Source organism: Nocardia sp. NPDC003963, from assembly GCF_053605105.1.
This window is the reverse complement of record NZ_JBSGIP010000071.1, coordinates 1-20,095: the sequence shown is the minus strand read 5'-3', so window position 1 is coordinate 20,095 and position 20,095 is coordinate 1. Positions and strand designations below refer to the sequence as shown.

21 protein-coding genes are annotated in these 20,095 nt (G+C 67.1%); 10 read left to right on the top strand and 11 right to left on the bottom strand.

All coding sequences use genetic code 11. The features are described from left to right. Positions 1-224: 224 nt before the first annotated feature. Positions 225-1,901 carry a 4Fe-4S binding protein gene (locus tag ACWEWT_RS36940; RefSeq protein WP_452565553.1) on the bottom strand — a complete coding sequence of 559 codons (1,677 nt, stop codon included), beginning with the start codon at positions 1,899-1,901 and terminating at the stop codon, positions 225-227. A 176-nt stretch (positions 1,902-2,077) separates the two neighbouring features. Here ACWEWT_RS36940 and ACWEWT_RS36935 point away from each other — a divergent pair, with 176 nt between their 5' ends. Next, on the top strand, positions 2,078-2,569 hold the full coding sequence (locus ACWEWT_RS36935; RefSeq protein WP_452565552.1) for a SixA phosphatase family protein: 492 nt from the start codon (positions 2,078-2,080) through the stop codon (positions 2,567-2,569). Between the two features lie 4 nt (positions 2,570-2,573). On the opposite strand, the gene ACWEWT_RS36930 is transcribed toward ACWEWT_RS36935, so the two are convergent. Beyond that, entirely contained in the window at positions 2,574-2,774 is a 201-nt protein-coding gene (locus ACWEWT_RS36930; RefSeq protein ID WP_449905938.1) for a hypothetical protein, read from the bottom strand. Between the two features lie 193 nt (positions 2,775-2,967). Between ACWEWT_RS36930 and ACWEWT_RS36925 the strand changes: the two genes are divergently transcribed. The 4 genes from ACWEWT_RS36925 (at position 2,968) to ACWEWT_RS36910 (ending at position 5,854) form a co-directional block, all read left to right on the top strand. Beyond that, positions 2,968-3,273 carry a GNAT family N-acetyltransferase gene (locus tag ACWEWT_RS36925; RefSeq protein WP_452565551.1) on the top strand — a complete coding sequence of 102 codons (306 nt, stop codon included), beginning with the start codon at positions 2,968-2,970 and terminating at the stop codon, positions 3,271-3,273. Continuing rightward, the gene (locus ACWEWT_RS36920; RefSeq protein ID WP_452565550.1) at positions 3,266-4,249 is read left to right on the top strand and encodes a pirin family protein; all 984 of its coding nucleotides are present in this window, start codon (positions 3,266-3,268) and stop codon (positions 4,247-4,249) included. Before ACWEWT_RS36925 ends, ACWEWT_RS36920 begins: the two co-directional genes overlap by 8 nt. Before the next feature lie 125 nt (positions 4,250-4,374). Further along, positions 4,375-4,821 carry a MerR family transcriptional regulator gene (locus ACWEWT_RS36915; protein ID WP_452565549.1) on the top strand — a complete coding sequence of 149 codons (447 nt, stop codon included), beginning with the start codon at positions 4,375-4,377 and terminating at the stop codon, positions 4,819-4,821. A gap of 16 nt (positions 4,822-4,837) precedes the next feature. Continuing rightward, on the top strand, positions 4,838-5,854 hold the full coding sequence (locus ACWEWT_RS36910; protein ID WP_452565548.1) for an aldo/keto reductase: 1,017 nt from the start codon (positions 4,838-4,840) through the stop codon (positions 5,852-5,854). Here ACWEWT_RS36910 and ACWEWT_RS36905 read toward each other — a convergent pair. Then, on the bottom strand, positions 5,815-6,705 hold the full coding sequence (locus ACWEWT_RS36905) for a helix-turn-helix transcriptional regulator (protein ID WP_452565547.1): 891 nt from the start codon (positions 6,703-6,705) through the stop codon (positions 5,815-5,817). The two genes, ACWEWT_RS36910 and ACWEWT_RS36905, sit on opposite strands and share 40 nt — an antisense overlap. 100 nt (positions 6,706-6,805) lie before the next feature. On the opposite strand from ACWEWT_RS36905, the gene ACWEWT_RS36900 reads away from it, so the two are divergent. After that, entirely contained in the window at positions 6,806-7,819 is a 1,014-nt protein-coding gene (locus ACWEWT_RS36900; protein WP_452565546.1) for an aldo/keto reductase, read from the top strand. Positions 7,820-7,871: 52 nt separating this feature from the next. Here ACWEWT_RS36900 and ACWEWT_RS36895 read toward each other — a convergent pair whose 3' ends face one another. The 3 genes from ACWEWT_RS36895 to ACWEWT_RS36885 are packed head-to-tail and all read right to left on the bottom strand — an operon-like array spanning position 7,872 to position 9,117. Then, complete coding sequence (locus ACWEWT_RS36895) at positions 7,872-8,351, bottom strand: SRPBCC family protein (protein ID WP_452565545.1); 480 nt, start codon at positions 8,349-8,351, stop codon at positions 7,872-7,874. After that, positions 8,348-8,680 (bottom strand): ArsR/SmtB family transcription factor, encoded by a 333-nt coding sequence (locus ACWEWT_RS36890; protein WP_452565544.1) that lies wholly within the window; start codon positions 8,678-8,680, stop codon positions 8,348-8,350. The genes ACWEWT_RS36895 and ACWEWT_RS36890 overlap by 4 nt, the downstream gene beginning before the upstream one ends. Before the next feature lie 32 nt (positions 8,681-8,712). Further along, the gene (locus tag ACWEWT_RS36885; protein WP_452565543.1) at positions 8,713-9,117 is read right to left on the bottom strand and encodes a VOC family protein; all 405 of its coding nucleotides are present in this window, start codon (positions 9,115-9,117) and stop codon (positions 8,713-8,715) included. A gap of 85 nt (positions 9,118-9,202) precedes the next feature. Here ACWEWT_RS36885 and ACWEWT_RS36880 point away from each other — a divergent pair, with 85 nt between their 5' ends. Continuing rightward, positions 9,203-9,664: a MarR family winged helix-turn-helix transcriptional regulator gene (locus tag ACWEWT_RS36880; RefSeq protein ID WP_452565542.1), complete on the top strand. Its 462-nt coding sequence runs from the start codon at positions 9,203-9,205 to the stop codon at positions 9,662-9,664. A 24-nt stretch (positions 9,665-9,688) separates the two neighbouring features. Here ACWEWT_RS36880 and cynS read toward each other — a convergent pair whose 3' ends face one another. After that, a complete protein-coding gene (gene cynS, locus ACWEWT_RS36875) occupies positions 9,689-10,138 on the bottom strand; it encodes a cyanase (protein WP_452565541.1) in 450 nt (149 codons plus the stop codon). Positions 10,139-10,390: 252 nt separating this feature from the next. Between cynS and ACWEWT_RS36870 the strand changes: the two genes are divergently transcribed. Beyond that, on the top strand, positions 10,391-11,260 hold the full coding sequence (locus ACWEWT_RS36870) for a formate/nitrite transporter family protein (protein WP_452565540.1): 870 nt from the start codon (positions 10,391-10,393) through the stop codon (positions 11,258-11,260). A gap of 58 nt (positions 11,261-11,318) precedes the next feature. On the opposite strand, the gene ACWEWT_RS36865 is transcribed toward ACWEWT_RS36870, so the two are convergent. Further along, positions 11,319-13,664 (bottom strand): hypothetical protein, encoded by a 2,346-nt coding sequence (locus ACWEWT_RS36865; RefSeq protein WP_452565539.1) that lies wholly within the window; start codon positions 13,662-13,664, stop codon positions 11,319-11,321. 162 nt (positions 13,665-13,826) lie between these two features. Continuing rightward, entirely contained in the window at positions 13,827-14,675 is an 849-nt protein-coding gene (locus ACWEWT_RS36860) for an LLM class F420-dependent oxidoreductase (RefSeq protein WP_452565538.1), read from the bottom strand. Positions 14,676-14,728: 53 nt separating this feature from the next. On the opposite strand from ACWEWT_RS36860, the gene ACWEWT_RS36855 reads away from it, so the two are divergent. Further along, a complete protein-coding gene (locus tag ACWEWT_RS36855) occupies positions 14,729-15,115 on the top strand; it encodes a MerR family transcriptional regulator (RefSeq protein ID WP_452565537.1) in 387 nt (128 codons plus the stop codon). A 262-nt stretch (positions 15,116-15,377) separates the two neighbouring features. Next, positions 15,378-15,521: a hypothetical protein gene (locus tag ACWEWT_RS36850; protein WP_452565536.1), complete on the top strand. Its 144-nt coding sequence runs from the start codon at positions 15,378-15,380 to the stop codon at positions 15,519-15,521. Between the two features lie 134 nt (positions 15,522-15,655). Here ACWEWT_RS36850 and ACWEWT_RS36845 read toward each other — a convergent pair whose 3' ends face one another. Further along, positions 15,656-19,609, bottom strand: a complete 3,954-nt coding sequence (locus ACWEWT_RS36845) for a DNA-directed RNA polymerase subunit beta' (RefSeq protein WP_452565535.1) — start codon at positions 19,607-19,609, stop codon at positions 15,656-15,658. Between the two features lie 111 nt (positions 19,610-19,720). Continuing rightward, on the bottom strand, positions 19,721-20,095 hold a 375-nt coding region (locus ACWEWT_RS36840), incomplete at its 5' end, for a DNA-directed RNA polymerase subunit beta (protein WP_452565534.1).

Sequence of the window (20,095 nt, the reverse complement as noted above, 5' to 3'; positions counted from 1 at the left end):
CGCGAAGCGCGAGTCTCGAGGCCTGAACGGCGGGACACCAGGGGGCCTCGACCCCGCGACGCCGAAGGCGGCGCCAAAAACACAGCACCTTCACGAGCGGGCCCGCACCTCACCCCACACAAGCAGGCCCACACCTCACCCCACACAAGCAGGCCTGCCCTTCACCTCCACCAGAACCCACCTTTCACCGTCGCGGCAAGGCCTGCCCTCGGCCGCTCGTGCGTTCAGCTGCCGCCCTTGGCAGCCTGCAAGAGGTCCGCGAGAGTGGTGAACTTGACCCGGGGCCGGCCCGAATCCTTACCGGCACCACGCTCCGCCTGGTCGATCGCCTTCCAGCCGACCCGGTCCACCAGATCGGGCTGACGTTCCTGCACCAGGGCACGCAGCGCGTCGCGGTCGGCCGCGGGCGCGACCAGTTTGCCCGCGATGAAGTCGGCGATCAGCCCCTCCACCGTTTCTTCGGAGTCGGTCCGGTTGGAGCCGATGACCCCGCGTGGGCCGCGTTTGATCCAACCGCTCACGTACACACCGGTCAGCGGCTGGCCGTCGGCGCCGGTGACCCGGCCGTGTTCGTTGGGGACGACCGCGCGCTTGTCGTCGAACGGAAGATCCGGGATCGGCTGTCCGCGGTAACCGATCGACCGCAGGACCAGCGAGGCCGGCAGGTTTCCGGCTTCGCTGGTGGGCCGGGCGTTGAGGATGCCGTCCTCTTCCACCAGTTCGTTGCGCGCGTATTCCAGGCCTTCGGCCTTGTCCGTACCGGTGACGGCGGTCGGGGCGGCCAGATACTTGAACACGATCCGTTTGTTGCCCTCGGTCGCCGGTTTCGCGGCGAATTCCCCGGCGAGCGCATATTTCAGCTTCAGGGAGGGCTCGGCGTCCGGGTCGTCGAGCAGTGCCTGCGACGCCGGATCGAGTTCCAGTTCGGCCGGATCGATCACGATATCCACCCCGGACAGGTGCGCCAGCGCCAGGAACTCCGGCGAGGTGTAGGCCGCCTGCAGCGGGCCGCGCCGCCCCAGTACCACGACCTCGCGGATATTGCTGCCGCGCAGCGCTGCCAACGCGTGATCGGCGATATCGGTTTTCGCGAGTTCGTCGGGGTGCACGGTCAGTACCCGGGCGACATCGAGCGCGACATTGCCGTTGCCGACGATGATCGCCCGCTCGCCCGAGAGGTCGAAGACGCGGTCCGCGTAGTCGGGATGACCGTTGTACCAGGCCACGAACTCGGTCGCGGAATGGCTGCCGGGCAGTTCCTCTCCCGGGATGCCCATCCGGCGATCCGAGGAGGCACCCACCGCGTAGAGGACCGCGTGATGGTGCGCCAGCAGTTCCTCGTGGGTGATGTGTTTGCCGACCTCGACGTTCAGGTAGTACTGCAGCGTGTCACGCCGGAAGGCCGACTCGAACATGCCCGCGACCGTTTTCGTGCCCGGATGGTCGGGCGCGACGCCCGCGCGGACCAGACCCCACGGCGTGGGCAGCCGGTCGAACATCTCCACTTGGACGTCGCAGCGGCGCAGCAGTTCGTCGGCCGCGTAGGCGGCCGCCGGGCCGGCACCGACGATCGCGACCCGTAGCGTGCCCAGATCCTTGGGCGGGCGCACCGGGGTGGCGATGGGATCCAGGTTCGATTCCAGCGGATGCCGTTCGAACCAGGCCGCGTTGATCTCCCGGAAGCGGGCCAGCGACGCGGACAGATCGTCCTCGGAGAAGATGGCCTCCACCGGGCACGCGTCGACACAGGCGCCGCAGTCGATGCAGGTGTCGGGGTCGATGTAGAGCATTTCGGTCGTGGCGAATTCCGGCTGGTCCGGAGTCGGGCGGATGCAGTCGACCGGGCACTCGGAAACGCAGCTCGCGTCGTTGCAGCAACGCTGCGTGATTACGTAGGCCATATTTGTGCAGATCCTCGAGACTTATGTGCGGACTGGTGCCGTCCGGGTCGCGGTTGGCAGGGCGTGACGACTGAGCGTGGACCGGGGTCGCCGGCCCACCCTCCATTGTGACGCTGCTTTCAGTTTGCCTCGAGTGTGTTATGGATCTCCGCACCGAGGGTGCCTACGGTGGTCCCATGGCTCGAACTCTGATCTTGATGCGGCACGGGAAATCGGCGTATCCGGCCGGGATCGAGGACCACGACCGTCCGCTGGCACCGCGCGGGCAGCGGGAGGCGGCCCTGGCCGGTGACTGGTTAAGGGCGACCCGGCCGCCGATCGACGCAGTCCGCTGCTCCACCGCGACCCGCACCCGGGAAACTCTCACCGCCACCGGTATCGACGCACCGGTCGAGTTCGAATCCGGGATCTACGAGGCGCCGACCGACTATCTGATCGAACTGGTGGGCCTGACCGATCCCGCCGTCTCGACCCTGCTGGTGATCGGGCATGCCCCGGGTATGCCGTGGACGGCCTGGAACCTGGCGGCCGCGCACGACAGCGACGATGCCCTGCGGCTGAGCCGCAAGTTCCCGACCTCCGCGTTGGCGGTGCTGCGTTTCACCGGCGACTGGGACGGGGTGGCACCGGGGACCGGCGATCTGGTGGCCTTCCACGTCCCGCGCTGACCGCTCAGCGCAGCAGTTTGCCGCCGAATACAGCTCCGGCGCCGAGCACGACGAGCAACAGGAACGCCGCCCAGCCGCCGATCAGCCACCAGACCAGACCGAACACCACTACGATCGGCGCCACCGCGATGGCGGTGATCACCGGGCTCTCCTTGACCGTGGCCCACGCCGAACGCGCCCGGACCCGGTCGATTTCCTTGGCCATGTTCCCAGGCTACGTGCCGGATCCCGGATGCGCTGGTGCGTGCGGGTTCTTGATGGCGACCCCCCTGGACGGGTACGGGCCCGTCCGCTCCGGCCGAGCGGGCCGTCGGGGCGGTCCCGGCCTGAGTACGCTGGCGCTCGGCGGTACGGCCACCGTCCGTCGTGGATTCCGGACCCGGAGAGGAGCTGCGGAGATGACCGAAGCGACCGAGCAGAGCAGGGTGCTGCGCAACCCCGATGAGAACCGCTACGAGGTGTGGTACGGCGCCGAACTGGCCGGATTCGCGGAGTACACCGAACGGGGCGGGGAAACCGTCTTCACCCATACCGAGATCGGCCCGGAGTTCGGCGGTAAGGGGCTGGGCAGCCGGCTCGCCGAATTCGCGATCACCGACACCGTGGACCGCGGGCGCAAGATCCGGCCCGAATGTCCGTTCATCCGCGCCTATCTGGAGAAGCACCCGCAGTACAGCGAGCATGTGGTCGGCGTCGGTGAGTGACCTCGACCCGTATCCGGCCGAGACCCTGTGCGAACCGGGTCGCGGTCCGGGGCCGGTGACCCGGTTGTATCCGGCCCGTGAGGTTCCGCTGGGTGGAGTGCGCGGCACCTACGTGGAGCGAACGCTGCCGCAGCGGGATCTGCCGACTGTCGGGGCCTGGTGTTTCCTGGACTATTTCGGTGCCCCCACCGTCACTGTCACCGGCGCTCCGCCGGATATCGACCCACATCCGCATATCGGCCTCCAGACCGTCACCTGGCCGTTCGAGGGGATGATCCGGCACCGCGATTCGGTGCGTTCGGATGTACGTATCGAACCCGGCCAGCTCAATCTGATGACCTCCGGCCGCGGTATCGCCCATTCGGAGTACACGGTGCCCGATGCGCCGGCCGGGCGCGGTCTGCAACTGTGGGTCGCGCTGCCCGACGGCCACCGCGATATCGCACCGCATTTCGAACAGCATCGGGAGCTGCCGGTCCACACCGCCCGGGGCCTGCGGGCGACCGTCCTGCTGGGCTCGCTGGCCGGGGTCACCTCACCGGCGATCATCTACACACCGCTGGTGGGCGCCGATATCGAGATCGAGCCCGCCACCGCGGCGACGCTGCCACTGGAACCCGAGTTCGAGTACGCGCTCCTGGTGGTCGAGGGCACGGTGACCGCCGCCGGGACCGAGCTCGAACCCGGCCCACTGCTGTATCTGGGCACCGGGCGCGACAGTCTCGAACTGTCCAGCGATTCCGGCGGGCGGTTCGCGCTGATCGGCGGCGAGCCACTCACCGAGGAACTGGTGATGTGGTGGAACTTCGTCGCCCGGGCGCACGCGGAGATCGTGGCGGCCCGCACGGACTGGGAGTCGCACAACACCGAACGCTTCGGCGATATCACCGGCCACACCCCCGACCAGCGCATTCCGGCGCCACCGCTGCCCGGCGGGCAGTTGAAACCCCGCGCCCGGCGGCCGCACGGTCGCTGATCCGGATCGCCGCTTGCCTGGAGTGCACTCCAGGTGGATAACGTTGTCCTGGTTCGACGAGAGGATATCGGGTGCCACAGGTAATCCCTTGTGGCGCAGCAACTTTCGGATAGAGAGGCAGTCCCGTGAGCGTTACCGGACCCAGCCTGGACGTCCCCGATCCGGCGCGGGAGATCCCCCGGCATTCGATCGGGGCCGCTGCCCGGCACTGCGGCCTGAGCCAGGACACCCTGCGCTGGTACGAGCGCATCGGCCTGCTCGCCCATATCGGCCGCGACCACACCGGTAAACGCCGGTTCAGCGACCGGGACCTGGACTGGCTGACCCTGATCACCCGCTTGCGCACCACGGGTATGTCGGTGGCGGACATGATCAGGTATGCCGAACTGGTCCGCGCCGGCGCGAGCACGATCCCCGAACGGCTCGCGATGTTCCGCAAGACCCGCGCCGATGTCCTCGAACGCATAGCCGAACTGGAGCAGACCGTGACGGTGCTGGATCACAAGATCTCGATCTACGAACAGCACACCCTCAGTGACGCCGTCCGGTCATCCGACAACGCCGCTTCGTGAAGGGATACCCCAGACCATGACCGACTCCGCAAAACTGCCGACCACCACGCTGGGCACCGACGGAATCCGTGTCGGCATCCAGGGGCTGGGCTGTATGGGAATGAGCGAGTTCTACGGCCCCACCGACCGCGCGGAATCCCGCGCGACCCTGGACCGCGCTCTCGAACTCGGCATCACCCTGTTCGACACCGCCGATATCTACGGTTCCGGTGACAACGAGGAATTCCTGAGCGATTTCGTCCGCGCCAACCGGGACGGGATCGTCCTGGCCACGAAATTCGCGATCGTCCGGAAAGCCGACGACCCGCAGTATCGCGGTATCGACAATTCCCCCGAGTACATCCGCGCGGCGGTGGACGCGAGCCTGCGCCGGCTCGGTATCGACACCATCGACCTGTACTACATGCACCGCCGCGACCCGCGCGTGCCGATCGAGGACAGTGTCGGCACCATGGCCGAACTGGTGCGGGCGGGCAAAGTACGCGCACTCGGCCTGTCCGAGGTCACCGGCGACGAACTGCGGGCCGCGCACGCGGTCCATCCGATCGCGGCGGTGCAGTCGGAGTGGTCGCTGTTCTCCCGGGACGTCGAACGCACGGCCGTTCCCGCCGCCGCCGAACTGGGCGTCGCCTTCGTGCCCTACTCGCCACTGGGACGCGGTTTCCTCACCGGCGCCCTGCCCGCTTCCGGCGAGCTGACCGAGGGCGATTTCCGACGGCATATGCCCCGTTTCACCGGCGACAACGCCGCACACAATGCCGCGCTGCTCGCCCCGCTGCACGCCATCGCCGAGGCCCGCGGACACACACCCGCGCAGATCGCGCTGGCCTGGGTGCAATCCCGCGCGCGGGTCCACGGACTGCCGGTGGTCCCCATCCCGGGTACCCGGCGCCGGGAACGGCTCGCGGAGAACGCCGGGGCCGCGACCGTCACGCTGACCGCCGCGGAACTGGCACAGCTGGAGCCCATCGCCGATGAGGTGGCCGGGCCGCGCTACGCGGATATGTCGTTCACGTCGGCGGGCCGCGAGTAGGACGGCTGTTCGGGTGAATCCAGCCGCTGGGTGCCGATGACGCGGAGCAGTTCCATCTTCTCCGCGGCATCGGTATCCGGTAACGGCCAGTAGATGAGCAGACGCTGGGAGGCGCTGGGGGTGAGCAGGGTTTCGCAGAAGATATCGATCACGCCGACCTCCGGGTGGACGGCGGTTTTGGTATCGGACAGCCGGACCGCCACTTCGTGTTCGTTCCACAACCGGTCGAACTCCGCGCTCGCCGTGCGCAACGCGCCGATGAACTCGACCACGTCCGGATCCGTGGGCCGCCGGGCGGCGGTGGCCCGCAGGTCGGCCACCTGCCGCCGGGACAAACCGTCCACCTGTGTCTCCGGCGCGATCGTCCGGACCGCCGGATCGGTGAACCACCGCCAGGCGTGGAACCGTTCCCGGCCGGGCCGATCGGCCTGGTCGCCGAAGAGCAGAACATGCATCCGGTTCTGCACCAGGCATTCCCCGAGATCGGTGATGACCGCCGCCGGAATATCGTCCAGTTTCGCCAGGACGTGCATCAGTCCCGGGCCCACGTGTTTGTCCGTCCGGCTCCCGCCGGGCGGCGCGTGATCGCACAGCAGATAGACGTGATCGCGTTCGTCGCCGGTACATCGCAGCGCGCGCGTGAGTGCCGCGAGCACCTGCGTGGACGGCCGCGGACCGCGCGCCTGCTCCAACCGCGTGTAGTAGTCGGTGGAGATCCCCGCCAGCTGCGCCACTTCGTCACGGCGCAGGCCCGGGGTCCGGCGCCGCGTCCCCGGCGGGAGCCCCACCGCCTCGGTGGTGAGCTGTTCCCGGCGGCGACGGAGGAAATCGGCGAGTTCGCTGCGATCCATACCTCCACTGTCGCGCACCACCGCGCGGTCAGCCAGGGATCGCCGCTCCCCCGATAAACCGTCTCTGCCGCGGACGCGCGGCGGCGGTCACCGTGGACCCATGACGAATACACAGATCGCAGTCAGCCGGCTGGGCAGCACCGGACCGACGGTCGGGCGGATCGGGCTGGGCGCGATGGGGATGTCGGGTTCCTACGGTCCCACCGACGACACCGAATCGACGGCCACCGTGCACGCCGCGCTCGATTCCGGTGCCCGGCTCGTCGATACCGGCGATTTCTACGGTATGGGCCATAACGAACTGCTGGTGGGCCGCGCCATCGCCGACCGGCCCCGGGAGGAAACGATCCTCAGTGTGAAGTTCGGCGGGATGATCGGCCCGGACGGTTCCTGGCAGGGGTTCGACAGCCGTCCGGCCGCGCTGCGTAACTTCCTGAGCTACAGCCTGCGCCGGCTCGGCGTCGATCATGTGGATATCTACCGCCCGGCCCGGCTGGACCCGGCGGTGCCGATCGAGGACACCGTGGGCGCCCTCGCCGAACTGGTCGACGCGGGCTACGTACGACATATCGGGCTCTCCGAAGTAGGCGCCGATACGCTGCGCCGGGCCGCCGCGGTGTATCCGATCGCCGATCTGCAGATCGAGTACTCGCTGTTCTCGCGCGGGATCGAAGCCGAGATCCTGCCCGTATGCCGCGAACTCGGCATCGGTATCACCGCCTACGGCGTGCTCTCCCGCGGCCTGCTCAGCGATACGGCGCCCGGTCGCAGCACCGGATTCGGACAGTCGGACTACCGGGCCCATACGCCCCGCTTCCAGGGCGGCAACCTCACCGCCAACCTGGAACTGGTCGACGCGCTGGCCGCCCTCGCCCGGCGCAAGGGCGTCTCCACTGCCCAACTGGCCATCGCCTGGGTACTCGGCCGGGGTGACGATATCGTTCCGGTGATCGGCTCACGGACCCGTACGCGCTGGTCCGAGGCGCTCGGCGCGCTCGACATCACGCTCACCGAGGCGGAGAGCGCCGCTGTCGAAGCCGCGGTTCCGGTCGAGGGCGTGGCGGGCAGCCGGTATGCGGCAGCTCAGATGAACGCGCTCGACAGCGAGCGCTGAACCGGGTCGCCGGCCGGCCCCGAATCGGCCCGGCCCGGCCGGCGACGCGCGGTCAGTGCTGTTTCGCCAGCAGTGCGTCCAGTGCCCGGTAGCTGGCGTTGAGCCCCTCGGCCATACCGGACTGCAGCATTCCGTCCCGCTCCTCGGGTGTATGGAACTGACTCACCGTGACCACCCGGGTACGTCCGTCACCGAGATCCTCGAAGGTCGCCGCGTCGATGGCCACATGGGCGGGCATCCCGTCCCATTCGAACGACTGCACGATCCGCTCCTGCGGCACGATTTCCCGGATCCGCCCTTCGAACCCGTGCGATTCCCCGTCGGCGTGCTCGACGAACCGCCAGTGCCCGCCGGCCCGGAACTCCCAGCGTTCGACATCGACCCGGTTACCCCGGCCCCACCACTGGGTGAGCTGTTCGAGTCGAGTGTAGGCGTCCCAGACCCGCGCACGCGGAGCGTGGAAAACCCGTTCGATCCGGATCTCACGATCGGCGGCCGGAGTGACGACGGCTTCTTCGGTGGCAGTGCTCATTGTTCGTGCTCCGTTCGTTGCAGGAATTCGCCGAGACGGTCCATCCGCGCTTCCAGCATCTGCCGGTAGCTCTGGAGCCAGGCCATCTCCCGTTCGAACACATCGGGACCGATCCGGCAGTACCGGACCCGTCCCCGCTTCTCCGTGATCACCATCCCCGCATCCTCGAGCAACCGGAGGTGCTTCTTGATCCCGGTGAGGGTCATCGAGAAGTCGTCCGCCAGTTCGCTGACGGTGGCGGGACCACGGCCGAGCCGCTCGAGAATGCCCCGTCGTGTGGGGTCCGCGAGCGCCCCGAAGGAGGCGTCCAGAAACTCATACTGAACCATCTAGTTCAGTATTAATCGGCACGAGCCCGAAGTCAACAGGCCACAGTGAACAGCTCGTAGCTGTGCCCCTCCGGAGACCGGACATACACCCCCCGACCGCCGCCCAGGCGGTTGATATCCCGATCCCAGCCGTTCTCCGGCCCCGACCCGAACTCCACTCCGGGCCGCCGCGCCAGCCACCGCAGCGCGGCATCGAACGTCGGATCATCGACCAGGAAACCGTAGTGACCGGGTTCCACCCGGCCCCGCTCGTCGAAATCGAAGGTCAGCTCGCTGTTCACCCGCACCGGCACGAACGGGCCGGTCGGAGCCTCGACCGGCAACCCCATCAGCCCGGCGAAGAACGCGGCCCCCATCACGCGATCTCGCGCGGGAACGATGGTGTGATCCAGCACGATAGCCGCGGTCCGTACGGGCGCATCACTTTCGGCCGACATCGACCCTCCTTTCATATACATGTGATACACACGTAATATACATGCAGATTGCACGCGATTTTCCGAAGAGGATAGATTGGTCTGTATGAGCGGCAGCTCCACTTCCGTAGACGGCGGGCCCGCCCTGTTCCGGTTGGTCCGGTTCTGGTCCCGGCGCTGGATACAGCGCGGCGCGGGCGAGCAGAGCGCGGATCTGCGCAATGCTGCGCATGTACAGGTCGTGGAAGCGGTGGCCGGCGCCGCCGGCGCTCCGGACGAGGCGACCATCACCGCCGTCGCCCATCAGCTCGGGCTCGACCATTCCGGTGCCAGCCGGATGGTCCGCGATGCCACCGCCGCCGGCTATCTGGCCCGCCGCGAATCCGATCTCGACCGTCGCCGGACCGCCCTGCATCTCACCCCGGCCGGCGACCGCCTACTGGCCGATGCCCACGATTGGCAACGCCGGATATTCGACCGGCTCACCGACGACTGGTCCCCCGCCGACCGCCGCCGGTTCGCCGGCTACCTCCAGCGACTGGCCGCCGATCTACCGCGCAACCAGTGAGCGGCATCGAAGATCACGCTCGACTCACCACCGATAGTCGAGGAACTTCCCGTCGAAGGTGATGACGACGCGGTCGCCGTCGGGATCGGGGCGGCGGGCGAAATCGACTTTGAAGTTGATCGCACTCATGATCCCGTCGCCGAACTCCTCGTGAATGAGTTCTTTGAGGGCCGGCCCGTAGACCGAAATCGCCTCCACGAAACGATAGATGGTGGGATCGCTCATGAGTGCCGGGTCCGCACCCCGAGCGGGCTGAAGCGCCAGCGCCTCGGCCACCGCGTCGTCCAACTCCAGGAGAGCGCAGACCTTTCCGGCCTGCTCTGCGGTCATGGGATGCTGGCCGAGCAGGGCGGCAGTGGTCCAGACCAGCGGAGCGCCGAGCGCGTCGGCGATATCGGCCCAGGACAGTCCCCGGCGGATACGGGCGGCGACGACGATATCGGCAGCCGTACGTTTGCTCATGATCGGTTCCATACGAGACTCCTAGCATCGGAAAACATCGAAAGCCTCCCATCGCCGGGCACCGTGAACCGAATCGGTATCACAATGTTTACTTCCGCGACATCGCATCAGTGCGCGACTGTTGCACAAGGTCACCGACCGGAGCACAACCACCGCACGGAACCCGGTGAGGGTCCGGTAACACGGGTGCGCTCGGCCGGATACGGCCGGGAAATCTCGGCACCGCACACTTCGGCACGTAAGACCACAACCGAAGGGCGTGCCATGTCTTATCTCAAACCGGCGGATTTCGTCGGAGAAATGATCGACGCCGGCGAAGCGAAGGCATTCATGTCCACCCGGGACACGGTGATCCGTGCCTATATGGCGGGGGCGATTCTGGCGCTCGCCGCGGCCTTCGCGGTCACCATCACCGTGCAGACAGGCGAGCCACTGCTCGGCGCGGTACTGTTCCCGGTCGGCTTCTGCATGCTCTACCTGCTCGGATTCGATCTGCTCACCGGCGTTTTCACGCTCGTCCCGCTGGCCTGGCTGGATCGGCGACCGGGTGTGACCTGGAAGGCTCTGCTACGCAACTGGGGGCTGGTTTTCACCGGTAACTTCCTGGGCGCGTTCACCGTCGCGATCATGATGGCGATCATCGTGACCATGGGATTCTCCATGGATCCCAACGAAGTCGGTCAGAAACTCGGCGAGATCGGGGTCTCGCGCACGGTCGGCTACGCCGACCACGGTGCGGCGGGAATGCTCACCCTTTTCATTCGCGGCGTGCTCTGTAATTGGATGGTTTCCACCGGTGTGGTCGCGGCGATGATGTCGACCTCGGTATCCGGCAAGGTGATCGCCATGTGGATGCCGATCATGCTGTTCTTCTACATGGGATTCGAACATTCGATCGTCAATATGTTCCTGTTCCCGTCCGGACTTCTGTTGGGTGGCGATTTCTCGATCGGCGACTATCTGATCTGGAACGAAATCCCCACTGTGGTGGGCAATCTGGTCGGCGGTCTGGCCTTCGTCGGCCTGACCCTCTACGCGACCCACGCGCGTACCGCCACACCGCGGCCGCGGCCCGTCGTCGAGGCATCCGAACAGCCGGCCGAGACCGAAGAACCGGTCCCGACCCGGGCCTGACACCCGCCCGCGTGGACTGCGAGCCGCCCGGCCGGGTGTCCGGCCGGGAGATCGGGGCTCAGCCGCCGCCCGCCATCGCCGACGCGGGTGACCGGGTCGCCCCTGCCGCCCAGTAATCGGTATCGATGGCCGCGTTCTGTGCGGCGTAGAAGCGGCGGCGATTCTCCGCGTTCGACGGGTCGGTGACGAAAGCGGTCACCGCCTCGGAGAGACGGCCGGCGTGTTCGTCGCCGATCCAGCGCAGTATCCGGGCCGCGTCCGCGGCGGAATACGCCGCCGTCTCCTCCCCGGCCGCGACCTTCTGGATCCGGTTCAGTGCCGCCTGGCTCGGCGCGGCCAGATACGCCTCCCCCACCCCGCGCGCCGAACCCTGCAACTCGATCCCATCCCGGCCCAGCGCGTAGGCGAGGACAGCCCGTTCCAGTTCGGCATCTGCCGCCGGGGTGTTCATGGCCGCCGCGTAGCTGGAGGCCGCGACGACCTCGGCCAGATTCTTGTCGGTGAGCGGCACATCGCCCGCATGCTTGACTACATATCCCCGCGCTTCCACGGCGCGCTGGATCATATCCTCGTCGCGGAACCCCGCGCCGCGCAGCGAAGCGGCCACCTGCCCCAGGAACCCGCCACCGCCGACCAGCACCCCGTCCACCGCGGCCGCCGCGCCGCGCACCGTATTCACACCGCCGCGACCGGCACCGGCGGCGACGGCCGTCGCGTCGCGGGCGGCGTGGGAGAGATGGAGTCGATCGAGGAAGGCGTGGGTGAACAGCCCATCCGGGCCACCGATCTTCGCACCGTTCCAGCGTGTGTTCCAGGCACCCCACTGATCGAGCATCGCGCTCTGCCGTTTCTGCGAATGCGGCTCCAGCGGTGACACCCGGTTGAACAGCCAGGCCGAGGCCGGGTTGTTGTTCAGGGTGCCGAGCGCGGCAGCCCCGGCGATGAAGCCGAGTCCCGGGACCCCGGCGTTGCCGAGACCGCTGGACCCCATGCCGAGCGCCGTCCCACCGCCGCCGCCACCACCGCCGCCGCCCGCACCGCCACCCGGTGCCTGCTGCAGGGCGAGCGCGAACCTGTTGACGATCCACTCGTTTCCCTGGTGCAACGCGGCGGCGAGGCGTCGGAACTGCAGCAGCCCGACGATTTCCACCACGGCACCGAGGATCAGCACCACCGTCGCCTGACCGCGCGCCTGATCGAAAAGGTTGTCGAGGAACAGTACGTACACGCCGAGATAGATGATGTAGACCGCCATCACCACGGCACCGTAGAAACTGTCCACGAGATTGCGCACCAGGAAAGTCTGGGTCGGGCCGTAGACGAAACCGCCCGCCGCGAAACCGAAGATGGCCGCGAAGCCGTGGAAGACGGAATCGAGGGCGGCCCAGATTATCTTCACCGAGAGGTAGGCCCCGAACGCGAGCAGGATTCCGGCGCAGAGCAGCATGACCAGACCCGAACCGACCTGACCCATACTCGGATTCATCGCCGCGTGGTACGCCCCCAGGTCACCGCATCGACGCAGTCCGGATACCACGGCGGACTCCGAACCCGACTGCATTGCCGCCGTCCACACGGCCGCGCAGTCCGCCCGATCATCGATCACATGCCCGAAATTCCACACCTGCACCGGCTGCCGCGCGAAATTATCGGCCAGGTTCTCCTGCATGGTCGCCACCAGGCCGGCGGGGTCGGCGTAGGTGTGCCCGGTCAGTCCGGCCGCGACCGCGATTCCGAGATCACGTCCCTGCGACATCAACCCGTGCGAGGACAGCACATCCTCCAGCGGCTCGGCCATGAACACCGGCCCGATCACGGCGACCCCGACCATCGTGACCACCTGCGTCGCGGCCCGCGCGTGAAAACCGCGCAGCACGAACCAGGCGACGATGAACGCACCGAGCGAGGTGGCCACGATCAGCACCATCGGGATCCCGATCTGCGCGTCGAGGCTCTCGGCCACCCCGGCCAGCGCCCGGCCGAACGGGTCGAGCCAGTGGAAGCTCATCGTGTAACCGATCACCCAGATCGCGCCGGTCACGATGACGATATAGCCGGCGAATTCCAGACCGAGTACGACAGCGATCGCCGTCTCCAACGGTTCGAAGATGCTGCCGGACGCGGTGGCGAACCGGTAGTGCGTGAGTTCGAGGCCCCGGGAGTCCCGGATATTCATCCAGTTCAGCGCGGGAAAACCGGCATTCGCGACCGATTCGGAGTCGCCCGACGCGGCCAGTGCGCCGGCCCCGAGTACGGCCGGAAGGACGAACAGGGCGGTCGCGAGCACCGCCAGCCGCCGCAGCCACCGCCGCCAGCCGCCTCCCGGTGGGGATTCGTCGCCGATGCCACGCCCGGCGTCATGATCGGGAGCACTGCTGGTGGACGTGGGTGTTCGGCTCGGCATGGCCCTCCGCCGGTCGTCGGATCCGCGACTGTTCGACGACATCGGCAGACAGTGCGCCGCAACGTTATTCGTGGTTGTTCAACCGGACGACACATCTGCGCAACGTGATCGAAATGCTGGGTTCGACTCCGTACGGTGGCGAAGTCACCGCACCCGGCCGGGTCAGTGGGTCGTACCGCGCACGGCCTCGGTGAACCGATCCAGCGCACGCAGGGTCGCGTCGTGCGGTAGCACCGGCACGACGCCCAGCAGGGTCCGATGGATTCCGAACTCCGCCAGCCGTTCCAGATCGCCGGGACGTGGGTCGAAGAGTGTCGCGGTCACCGGCACCGGCGGCCGGCCGTGGCGTTCGGCCAGCGCCCGGAGTTCGCGAGCACCCTGTTCGAGGTCGTCGAGCGGGATACCCACTGGAGCCAGCCAGCCGTCGGCGTGGTCCACGATACGTTCGTGCGTGGACGGGCCCCAGCCCCCGAGCCAGATCCGCGGACGTGGCCGCTGCACCGGCTTCGGCCAGGAGTAGAGCGGGTCGAAATCGACGAACTCGCCGTGGAACTCGGCTTGTTCGCGGCTCCAGATGGCCGTCATCGCCGCGAGACGCTCCCGCTGTAGCGCGACCCGCGTCCGCGGATCGGTGCCGTGATTGCGCATTTCCTCCCGTAACCAGCCGACACCGACCCCGAGTTCGAAACGACCGCCCGACACCACATCCAAGCTGGCCACCTCCTTGGCGAGGATGATCGGATCGCGCTGAACGACCAGAGCCACCGCAGTGCCGATACGCAACCGGCGAGTCACCGCGGCCGCGACCGACAAGGTGACGAACGGGTCGAGATTGCGGTAGTAGTCCCGGGGTATCTCGTCGCCGCCCGCGTACGGCGTCGTGACGGTGACCGGTATATGGGTGTGCTCGGCGACGAACAGCGATTCGAAGCCACGCTCTTCCACTGCTCGGGCGAGATCGGCCGGGCCGATGCTCTCGTCGGTCACGGCGGTGAAGATTCCGATATGCATCCGGTTACGGTAAACATTGACACCAGCGTCAAGGTCAAGGTCGAGGTGGGCGGATGCAGATCGGCGAACTGGCGGAACGTACCGGCTCCAGCACCAGATCGCTGCGGTACTACGAGCGGCAGGGACTGCTGTCGGCAGCGCGAGAAGGGAACGGCTACCGCAGTTTCGACGATTCCGCCGTCGACACTGTGCTGCGCATCCGGGCGCTGCTGTCCGCCGGACTGACCACCGAGGTGATCCGCCGTGTTCTGCCGTGCACCCGGGACAGCCGGCCACGCCTGGAACCCTGCGCCGAAGTCGTCGCGATCATGCGATCGGAGATAGATCGGATGGACGCACTCGCCGCGGATCTGATCCGGTCCCGGAAGCTGCTCACATCGATACTGCGCGATTCCGGAGTGCGGGAATACGGCGAGCACCACGACCCGGAGTCGCAATAGCCGACCGTTCGAATCGAATCGCCTGTAGAGCACACGGGCCCGGCCCGCTCCGAGGGGAGCGAGCCGAACCCTTCTACCGGCGGTCAGCCGAGCAGGGGCACCACGATGCCGAGTGCCGCTGCCGCGAAAACCACTACGTTGCGAGGTTTCTGGAGGGTCCACGTCCAACCGGGGAAGCCGGATTCGGCCGCCGCGAGGAGAGCGCGCGCATCATCCGAAGGCGCGGCTGCGCGAAACCATGACCGCCGCCACCGAAATCGCGATGCGATACCCCCGACTCCGCGTACGCCTCGACAGCGCGGCGGACACCGAATACAACGCCGCGCCGGACAACAGTTTCGAGTTCGGATCGGCCACCCTGCTGGACGGCCTGGAGCACCGCCTCACGACCACCGGAACCGAATAGCGGAACCGGACCGGCCGATACGTATGCGGCCAGCGGCCGGACCGGGAAGTCCTCGCGTACTCGACTGCCCCGCAGACGGAAACGGCCCCCGTGTCTCGAAAGACGCGGGGGCCGAATGCCTTGCTACCTACCGATTACCGGTAGTCGCTGAATCCGTAATCGTCCAGCGGAACGGCGGCACCGGTCGTGGCGCCGAAGCCCTCCGGGCTGTAGTAGGTGTCGTCGTAGGACGGCACCGCGTACGCCGCGGCACGAGCCTCCTCGGTCGGCTGTACCTGGATGTTGCGGTACCGGTTGATACCGGTACCGGCCGGGATCAGCTTACCGATGATCACGTTCTCCTTGAGACCGATGAGCCTGTCGGAGCGGCAGTTGATCGCCGCGTCCGTCAGGACTCGGGTGGTCTCCTGGAAGGACGCCGCCGACAGCCACGAATCGGTGGCCAGCGACGCCTTGGTGATACCCATCAGCACCGGACGGCCCGCCGCGGGTTCGCGCCCCTCGGCGACGACCCGGCGGTTGGACGCCTCGAACTCGGCCCGCTCGGTGAGCGAACCGGGCAGGAACTCGGTGGCACCCGAATCGATGATCGTCACCCGGCGCAGCATCTGGCGGACGATGACCTCGATGTGCTTGTCGTGGATGGACACACCCTGGCTCCGGTAGACCTCCTGGACCTCGTGGACCAGGTGGATCTGGACCTGCCGGGGGCCCATCACGCGCAGCACCTCGTGCGGATCCGCCGCGCCTTCCAGCAGCTGCTGGCCGACCTCGACGTGGTCACCGTCGGAGAGCAGACGCTCGCTGCCGTCGTCGTGCTTGAACACGCGCAGCCGCTGACGCTTGGACAGCTTGTCGTAGACCACATCGTCCCCGCCGTCGTCGGGAATGATGGTGATCTTGTAGAAGCGGTCGTCGTCCTCCAGCCGGATCCGGCCCGAGACCTCGGCGATCGGCGCCTTGCCCTTGGGCACCCGAGCCTCGAAGAGCTCCTGAACCCGGGGCAGACCGCCGGTGATGTCGTCACCCGCGACACCACCCTGGTGGAAGGTACGCATGGTCAGCTGGGTACCGGGCTCACCGATGGACTGCGCGGCGACGATACCGACGGCCTCGCCGATATCGACCAGCTTGCCGGTCGCCATCGAGCGGCCGTAGCAGGTCGCGCAGACTCCGGTGCCGGTGGTGCAGGTCAGCACGGAGCGGACCTTCACCTCGGTGATACCGGCGTCCAGCAGCGCCTCGATCGCGGGATCGCCCAGATCCGCACCCTTGGTGACCACGACGTTGCCGCTCGCATCGAGCGCGTCGGCGGCCAGGGTGCGGGCGTAGGCGGAGGTCTCCACATGCGCGTCCCGGATGATCGTGCCGTCGGCCTGCTTCTCCGCGATGTGCACGGTGATACCACGCTCGGTGGCGCAATCGTGCTCGCGCACGATGACGTCCTGCGAGACATCGACCAGACGCCGGGTCAGGTAACCCGAGTCGGCGGTACGCAGCGCGGTATCGGCCAGACCCTTACGAGCACCGTGGGTGTTGATGAAGTACTCCAGCACCGTCAGGCCCTCACGGAAGGAGGACTTGATCGGCCGCGGGATGAACTCACCCTTCGGGTTCGTCACCAGGCCCTTCATACCGGCGAGGGTACGGGTCTGGGTGAAGTTACCCGTGGCGCCCGAATCGACGATCGTGATGATCGGGTTATCGGCCGGGTAGTGCGCCCGCAGCGCGCGGCCGACCTCTTCGGTGGCCTCCTGCCAGATCTTGACCAGGGCGTTGTTACGTTCCTGGTGATCGAGAGCACCACGCTGGTACTTCTTCTCGATCTGATCGGACTGCGCTTCGTAGCGCTCCATGATCTCGGCCTTCTCCGGCGGAACGAGCACGTCCGACATGGAGACGGTGACACCCGAACGCGTGGCCCAGTAGAAGCCGGCGTCCTTGAGCTTGTCGACGGTCTGCGCGACCACGATCATCGGGTAGCGCTCGGCGAGATCGTTGATGATCGTCGCCTGCCGCTTCTTCGGCATCGGCTCGTTGATGAACGCGTAGTCCGCGGGCAGCAGTTCGTTGAACAGTACCCGGCCCAGAGTCGTCTGGGTCGTCCACGCGTCACCGCGCCGCCAGCCCTCGGGGAACAGCTCCGCTTCGACTTCCTTCTGCGGACGCTGATCGGTCAGCCGCACCTTGATGTTCGACCGTACGGTCAGCTCACCACGGTCGACCGCCATCTGCGCTTCGGCCGGCGAGGAGTACACGCCCTGCTCCGGCGCGTCGGCGGTCGCGGGCTGGTACTCGCCCTTGGCACCTTCGTCGAACCGGGTCAGGTAGTACAGACCCGTCACCATGTCCAGACGGGGCATGGCCAGCGGCCGGCCCGACGCCGGGGACAGGATGTTGTTCGAGGACAGCATCAGGATGCGGGCCTCGGCCTGTGCCTCCGCCGACAGCGGCAGGTGCACGGCCATCTGGTCACCGTCGAAGTCGGCGTTGAACGCCTCACAGACCAGCGGGTGCAGCTGGATGGCCTTACCCTCGACCAGCTGCGGCTCGAAGGCCTGGATACCGAGGCGGTGCAGGGTGGGCGCACGGTTCAGCAACACCGGATGCTCAGCGATGACCTCTTCGAGGACATCCCACACCTGCGGCCGCTGCCGCTCCACCATCCGCTTGGCGGATTTGATGTTCTGCGCGTGGTTCAGGTCGACCAGCCGCTTCATCACGAACGGCTTGAACAGCTCCAGCGCCATCAGCTTGGGCAGACCGCACTGATGCAGCTTGAGCTGCGGGCCGACGACGATGACCGAACGGCCGGAGTAATCGACACGCTTACCGAGCAGGTTCTGGCGGAAACGACCCTGCTTACCCTTGAGCAGATCGCTCAGGGACTTCAGCGGGCGGTTACCCGGACCGGTGACCGGCCGGCCGCGACGGCCGTTGTCGAACAGCGCGTCCACGGACTCCTGCAGCATCCGCTTCTCGTTGTTGACGATGATCTCGGGAGCACCGAGGTCGATCAGTCGCTTGAGGCGGTTGTTGCGGTTGATGACACGACGATAGAGGTCGTTCAGGTCGGAGGTGGCGAAACGGCCACCGTCGAGCTGGACCATCGGCCGCAGCTCCGGCGGGATCACCGGAACAGCGTCGAGCACCATACCCATCGGCGAGTTGCCGTTGGTCTGGAACGCCGCGACGACCTTGAGCCGCTTGAGCGCACGCAGCTTCTTCTGGCCCTTACCACTGCGGATGGTCTCCCGCAGGTTCTCGGCCTCGGCCTCGATATCGAAGTTCTCCATCAGCTTCTGGATGGACTCCGCGCCCATCGCGCCGGTGAAGTACTCGCCGTAGCGGTCGGTGATCTCGCGGTAGAGCACCTCGTCCACGATCAGCTGCTTGGGGGCCAGCTTGGTGAAGGTGGTCCAGATCTCGTCGAGCCGGTCCAGCTCACGCTGGGCGCGGTCGCGGAGCTGCTTCATCTCCCGCTCGCCGCCGTCCTTGACCTTGCGGCGGACGTCGGATTTGGCGCCTTCGGCCTCGAGTTCGGCCAGATCGGCCTCGAGCTTCTGCGCCCGGGCCTCGAGATCGGCGTCACGCTGATCGGCGACGGTCTTCTTCTCGACCTCCATCTCCGCCTCGAGCGTGGACAGCTCGTTGTGCCGCATCTCGTCGTCGACGGCGGTGATGACGTAGGCGGCGAAGTAGATGATCTTTTCCAGATCCTTCGGCGCCAGGTCGAGCAGGTAGCCGAGCCGGCTCGGCACACCCTTGAAGTACCAGATGTGGGTGACCGGGGCGGCCAGCTCGATATGGCCCATCCGCTCACGGCGCACCTTGGCGCGGGTCACCTCGACGCCGCAGCGCTCACAGATGATGCCCTTGAAGCGAACGCGCTTGTACTTACCGCAGTAGCACTCCCAGTCCCGGGTGGGACCGAAGATCTTCTCGCAGAACAAGCCGTCCTTCTCCGGCTTGAGCGTGCGGTAGTTGATGGTCTCCGGCTTCTTCACCTCGCCGTAGGACCACTGGCGGATGTCGTCGGCGGTGGCGAGGCCGATCCGGAGTTCATCGAAGAAGTTGACGTCTAGCACGTAACTTCCTTTCCCCTGTGCGGGTCGAATACGAGCAAAAGTTCTCTATTGGATTCGAACGCGGAGGCCGGGTACCGAGCCGCAATCCGGCTACGGCACCCGGCCAACGCCCTAGTTCGCCAGATCGTCGACGGTGGCCGCTTCGTTCCGGGACAGGTTGATGCCCAGATTGGCCGCCGCCCGCTCGAGATCCTCGTCGTCGCCGTCGCGCATCTCGATCGCGGCACCGTCCGACGACAGCACCTCCACGTTGAGGCACAGGGACTGGAGTTCCTTGAGCAGAACCTTGAACGATTCCGGGATGCCGGGCTCCGGAATGTTCTCGCCCTTGACGATCGCCTCGTAGACCTTCACTCGACCCACGACATCGTCGGACTTGATGGTCAGCAGTTCCTGCAGGGTGTAGGCCGCACCGTAGGCCTGCATCGCCCAGCACTCCATCTCACCGAACCGCTGACCACCGAACTGCGCCTTACCACCCAGCGG

What these genes read in the sequence shown, in the direction of transcription:
- cynS (WP_452565541.1), bottom strand. Translation starts at nt 10,138, where the DNA reads ATGGAACCGATCATGAGCAAACGTACGGCTGCCGATATCGTCGTCGCC.
- ACWEWT_RS36895 (WP_452565545.1), bottom strand. Translation starts at nt 8,351, where the DNA reads ATGAGCACTGCCACCGAAGAAGCCGTCGTCACTCCGGCCGCCGATCGT.
- ACWEWT_RS36940 (WP_452565553.1), bottom strand. Translation starts at nt 1,901, where the DNA reads ATGGCCTACGTAATCACGCAGCGTTGCTGCAACGACGCGAGCTGCGTT.
- ACWEWT_RS36930 (WP_449905938.1), bottom strand. Translation starts at nt 2,774, where the DNA reads ATGGCCAAGGAAATCGACCGGGTCCGGGCGCGTTCGGCGTGGGCCACG.
- ACWEWT_RS36910 (WP_452565548.1), top strand. Translation starts at nt 4,838, where the DNA reads ATGACCGACTCCGCAAAACTGCCGACCACCACGCTGGGCACCGACGGA.
- ACWEWT_RS36905 (WP_452565547.1), bottom strand. Translation starts at nt 6,705, where the DNA reads ATGGATCGCAGCGAACTCGCCGATTTCCTCCGTCGCCGCCGGGAACAG.
- ACWEWT_RS36855 (WP_452565537.1), top strand. Translation starts at nt 14,729, where the DNA reads ATGCAGATCGGCGAACTGGCGGAACGTACCGGCTCCAGCACCAGATCG.
- ACWEWT_RS36890 (WP_452565544.1), bottom strand. Translation starts at nt 8,680, where the DNA reads ATGGTTCAGTATGAGTTTCTGGACGCCTCCTTCGGGGCGCTCGCGGAC.
- ACWEWT_RS36900 (WP_452565546.1), top strand. Translation starts at nt 6,806, where the DNA reads ATGACGAATACACAGATCGCAGTCAGCCGGCTGGGCAGCACCGGACCG.
- ACWEWT_RS36925 (WP_452565551.1), top strand. Translation starts at nt 2,968, where the DNA reads ATGACCGAAGCGACCGAGCAGAGCAGGGTGCTGCGCAACCCCGATGAG.
- ACWEWT_RS36850 (WP_452565536.1), top strand. Translation starts at nt 15,378, where the DNA reads ATGCGATACCCCCGACTCCGCGTACGCCTCGACAGCGCGGCGGACACC.
- ACWEWT_RS36935 (WP_452565552.1), top strand. Translation starts at nt 2,078, where the DNA reads ATGGCTCGAACTCTGATCTTGATGCGGCACGGGAAATCGGCGTATCCG.
- ACWEWT_RS36860 (WP_452565538.1), bottom strand. Translation starts at nt 14,675, where the DNA reads ATGCATATCGGAATCTTCACCGCCGTGACCGACGAGAGCATCGGCCCG.
- ACWEWT_RS36880 (WP_452565542.1), top strand. Translation starts at nt 9,203, where the DNA reads ATGAGCGGCAGCTCCACTTCCGTAGACGGCGGGCCCGCCCTGTTCCGG.
- ACWEWT_RS36885 (WP_452565543.1), bottom strand. Translation starts at nt 9,117, where the DNA reads ATGTCGGCCGAAAGTGATGCGCCCGTACGGACCGCGGCTATCGTGCTG.
- ACWEWT_RS36865 (WP_452565539.1), bottom strand. Translation starts at nt 13,664, where the DNA reads ATGCCGAGCCGAACACCCACGTCCACCAGCAGTGCTCCCGATCATGAC.
- ACWEWT_RS36870 (WP_452565540.1), top strand. Translation starts at nt 10,391, where the DNA reads ATGTCTTATCTCAAACCGGCGGATTTCGTCGGAGAAATGATCGACGCC.